This is a genomic window from Micrococcus sp. LASM2_SD2, from assembly GCF_057364565.1.
Map to the genome: position 1 here is coordinate 1 of NZ_JBNFOB010000232.1, position 3,589 is coordinate 3,589.

The window sequence follows — 3,589 nt, forward strand, 5'->3', positions numbered from 1 at the left end:
CGCCTCCGGTCCTCCCGGGCGGAGGCCGCGGTGGTGGCGTCCACGGTGGAGCAGGCGCCGGCCGCCGGCATGGGCGTACCAGGTGCGTCCGAGCGCCGGGGCGACGACGGCCCCCGCCAGCCAGCGTCCCTCACCCCGGCCGTCCGGTCCCCAGACGGCCACGGAGGTGCAGAACTGGGGGATGCCGCGGATGAAGTTGGTGGTGGCGTCCAGCGGATCGATGGACCAGCGGTACCCGGAGGGGTCGGCAGGCACCGTGGCCCCGTACTCCTCGCCGGTGATCTCATCCTGGGGCCGGTACCCGGTGACCACGGCGCGGACGGCGTCCTCGGCACGGCGGTCGAACTCCGTGACCCAGTCCGAGGCGGAGGACTTGGTCTCCGCCCCGAGCGCGGCGGCGGTCAGCGGGGTGGCTGGATGCGCGGCGGTCCAGCGCTCGTTGAGCACGGCGGCACCGGCGCGGGCGGCGGCCCGGGCGACGGCGAGCAGACCGGCCGGGGTGACGGAGGCGCTCACTGTCCCTCCTCCGCGGTCTCGGCGGCGGCCGCGCCCTCCTCACCGGCGGCGCCGGCGTCGTCGTCCTCGGCGAAGGCGCCCGGCCCTTCGGCGAGCAGCCGCCTGAAGCCGTCCTCGTCCAGGACGGGGACGCCGAGGGACTCGGCCTTGTCCAGCTTGGAGCCGGCCGAGGCGCCGGCCACGAGGAAGTGGGTCTTCTTGGACACGGAGCCGGAGGCCTTGCCGCCGCGGACCAGGATGGCCTCCTTGGCCGAGTCCCGGCTGAAGTCCTCGAGGGTGCCGGTGACCACCACGGTGACGCCCTCCAGGGTCCTGGGGGTGGACTCGTCCTGCTCGTCCTCCATGCGCACGCCGGCGGCGGCCCAGGCGTCCACGATCGCCACGTGCTCCGGCACGGCGAACCACTCGATCACGGCCTCGGCGATGATCGGTCCCACGCCGTCCGTCTCGGACAGGCGCTCGACGTCCTTCGCCTCGGCCACCTCGCGCAGAGCGTCCATGGAGCCGAACGCCACGGCGAGCGAGCGGGCCGCGGTGGGCCCGACGTGCCGGATGGACAGGGCCACCAGCACGCGCCACAGCGGCTGGGACTTGGCCTTCTCCAGCTCCTCGAACAGGCGCAGCGTGTTGGCGGTGGGGGCGGACGGCCTCTTCGCGGTGCCCTGCGTGAAGAACGCGGGCTTGAGCTCCCAGACGCCGGAGGGGACGTACTTGCCGTCCACCTTGGTGCGCTTCTCCCGCCAGACGCGGACGTCCCCCAGGGAGCGCTGCAGGTCGGTCAGGCCGTCCTCCCCGCGCGGGCCGGTGATCTCCTCCGGGGTGCCGGAGGCGAGGTCGAAGACCTGGGCGGTGGAGGTGAGCACGCCGGGGCCCTCCGGGCTGGGCGCGCCCTCCTGCTCGGCCGGGTCCGGTCCGGGGCCGGTGGTGAGCCAGACGGCGGCCTCCTCGCCGAGCGCCTCTACGTCGAAGGCGCCGCGCGAGGCCAGGTGCTCCATGCGGCCGGCCAGCTGGGCCGGGCAGGTCAGGGAGTTCGGGCAGCGCAGGTCCACATCCCCCTCCTTGGCCGGTGCCAGGGCGGTGCCGCAGGAGGGACACTCGGCGGGCATGACGAACTCGCGCAGCTCTTCCCCCGCGGCCTCGGCCTTCTCCCGCAGCGGCAGCACGGGGCCGACCACCTCGGGGATGACGTCTCCGGCCTTGCGCAGCACCACGGTGTCCCCGATCAGCACGCCCTTGGCCTTGACCACGTCCTGGTTGTGCAGGGTGGCCATGGAGACGGTGGACCCGGCCACGGTGGCCGGCTCCATCACGGCGTAGGGGGTGACGCGGCCGGTACGGCCCACGGAGACCTGGATGTCGAGGAGCTTCGTGTGCACCTCCTCCGGCGGGTACTTGTAGGCGGCGGCCCAGCGGGGCACGCGGGAGGTGTGGCCCAGGGCGCGCTGGTCCGCGAAGTCGTCCGCCTTCACCACGATGCCGTCGATCTCATGCACCAGCTCGTGCCGGCGGCGGCCGTACTCGGCGATGATGTCCAGGATGCCCCGGAGCGCCTCGTCGCCGAGCCCGGTCACGGTGCGGGTGTACGGGCTGGTGGGCAGCCCCCAGCCGGCGAGCGCCTCGTAGGCCTCGCCCTGGCTGGACAGGTCCAGGCCGGAGTGGGCGCCGATGCCGTGGACGAACATGCTCAGCGGCCGGGCGGCGGTGACCTTGGGGTCCTTCTGACGCAGGGAGCCGGCGGCGGCGTTGCGCGGATTGGCGAAGGGCGCCTTGCCCTCCTCGGCGCGGGAGTCGTTGAGCGCGCGGAAGTCGGCGGAGGACATGAAGACCTCGCCGCGGACCTCCAGGTCCGCCGGCCACCCCTCGCCCTCCAGCCGCTGCGGGATGGACCCGATGGTGCGGACGTTGTGGGTGACGTCCTCGCCGGTGACGCCGTCGCCGCGGGTGGCGGCGCGGGTGAGCGCGCCGTCCTGGTAGCGCAGGTTCACGGCCAGGCCATCGATCTTGACCTCCACGAGCCAGCGCGGGTCCGTGCCGGGGCGGGCCGCCGCCACGGCCTCGGCGGTGCGGCGGAACCAGACCTCGAGCTCCTCCTCGGAGAACAGGTCCTCCAGCGAGTACATGCGGGCGCCGTGCGTGACGGGGGCGAAGGCCTCGGAGACCTCGCCACCGACCTCCTGGGTCGGCGAATCGTTGGCCACGATCTCCGGGTGGAGCGTCTCCAGGTCCTCGAGGCGGCGGTAGAGGCGGTCGTACTCCGCGTCCGAGAGCTCCGGTTCGTCCTTCTGGTAGTAGGCGGTGCGGGCGGCGCGCACCTGCTCCACCAGCTCCTGGTACTCCTCGCGCAGGGACGTCTGCGGGATGTCCTCCGCACCCGGCACGTGGGCCTGGTCGGAGGCGGCGTCGGCGGGCTCGGCGTGGGGATCGGTCTGGGCGCTCACCCGTCCAGAGTAGTGAACACAGCGGTCACCGCACCGCCTCCGGCCGGTCAGGCGTCCGCCGTGGCGTCCTCCGCCGCGGCGTCACCGGGGATCTGCACGAGCACCACGGTGACGTTGTCCCGGCCGCCGCGCCAGAGCGCGGCCTCCACGAGGGCGTCCACCGCGGTCTGGGGGTCGTCCGCGTTGTCCTCCAGCAGGGCGAGGATCTCCGCGTCCAGCAGCTCCCCGGTCAGCCCGTCCGAGCAGAGCAGGAACCGGTCCCCCGGGGCGGCGTGGACCTCGCCCACGTCCACCACCAGCTGCTCCGGGGAGCCGAGGGCGCGGGTGATCACATTCCGGCGGGGGTGCACGCGGGCCTCGTCCGGGGTGAGCTCGCCGGCGTCCACGAGCATCTGCACCGCGGAGTGGTCCACGGTGAGCTGCTGCAGGACCGCAGACCCCGCCGGACGGCGGTAGACGCGGGAGTCGCCGACGTTGGCCACGGCCCAGCGGCCCGCGGCGGGCTCGAGTGCCGTCAGGAGGGTGAGGGTCGTGCCGGAGCCGGCCGGGCCGTCGTCGAGCACCGCCTGGTGGGCGGCGTGGACGAGCTCGCCGAGCCCCTCCAGGCTCGGTCCCCCGTCGGTCTCGGCCAGGCG

The 3,589-nt window shown here is 74.3% G+C and carries 3 protein-coding genes; all 3 read right to left on the bottom strand.

Going from position 1 to position 3,589, the window contains the following annotated elements:
- Positions 1-516, bottom strand: a 516-nt coding sequence (locus AC2W7A_RS10510; protein ID WP_485991308.1) for an inositol monophosphatase family protein, incomplete at its 3' end; no start/stop codon positions are given.
- Complete coding sequence (gene ligA, locus AC2W7A_RS10515; RefSeq protein ID WP_485991309.1) at positions 513-2,954, bottom strand: NAD-dependent DNA ligase LigA; 2,442 nt, start codon at positions 2,952-2,954, stop codon at positions 513-515. The genes ligA and AC2W7A_RS10510, both read right to left, overlap by 4 nt.
- A 47-nt stretch (positions 2,955-3,001) precedes the next feature.
- Positions 3,002-3,589 (bottom strand): PP2C family protein-serine/threonine phosphatase (locus tag AC2W7A_RS10520; RefSeq protein WP_485991310.1); only part of this gene is annotated, 588 nt, incomplete at its 5' end.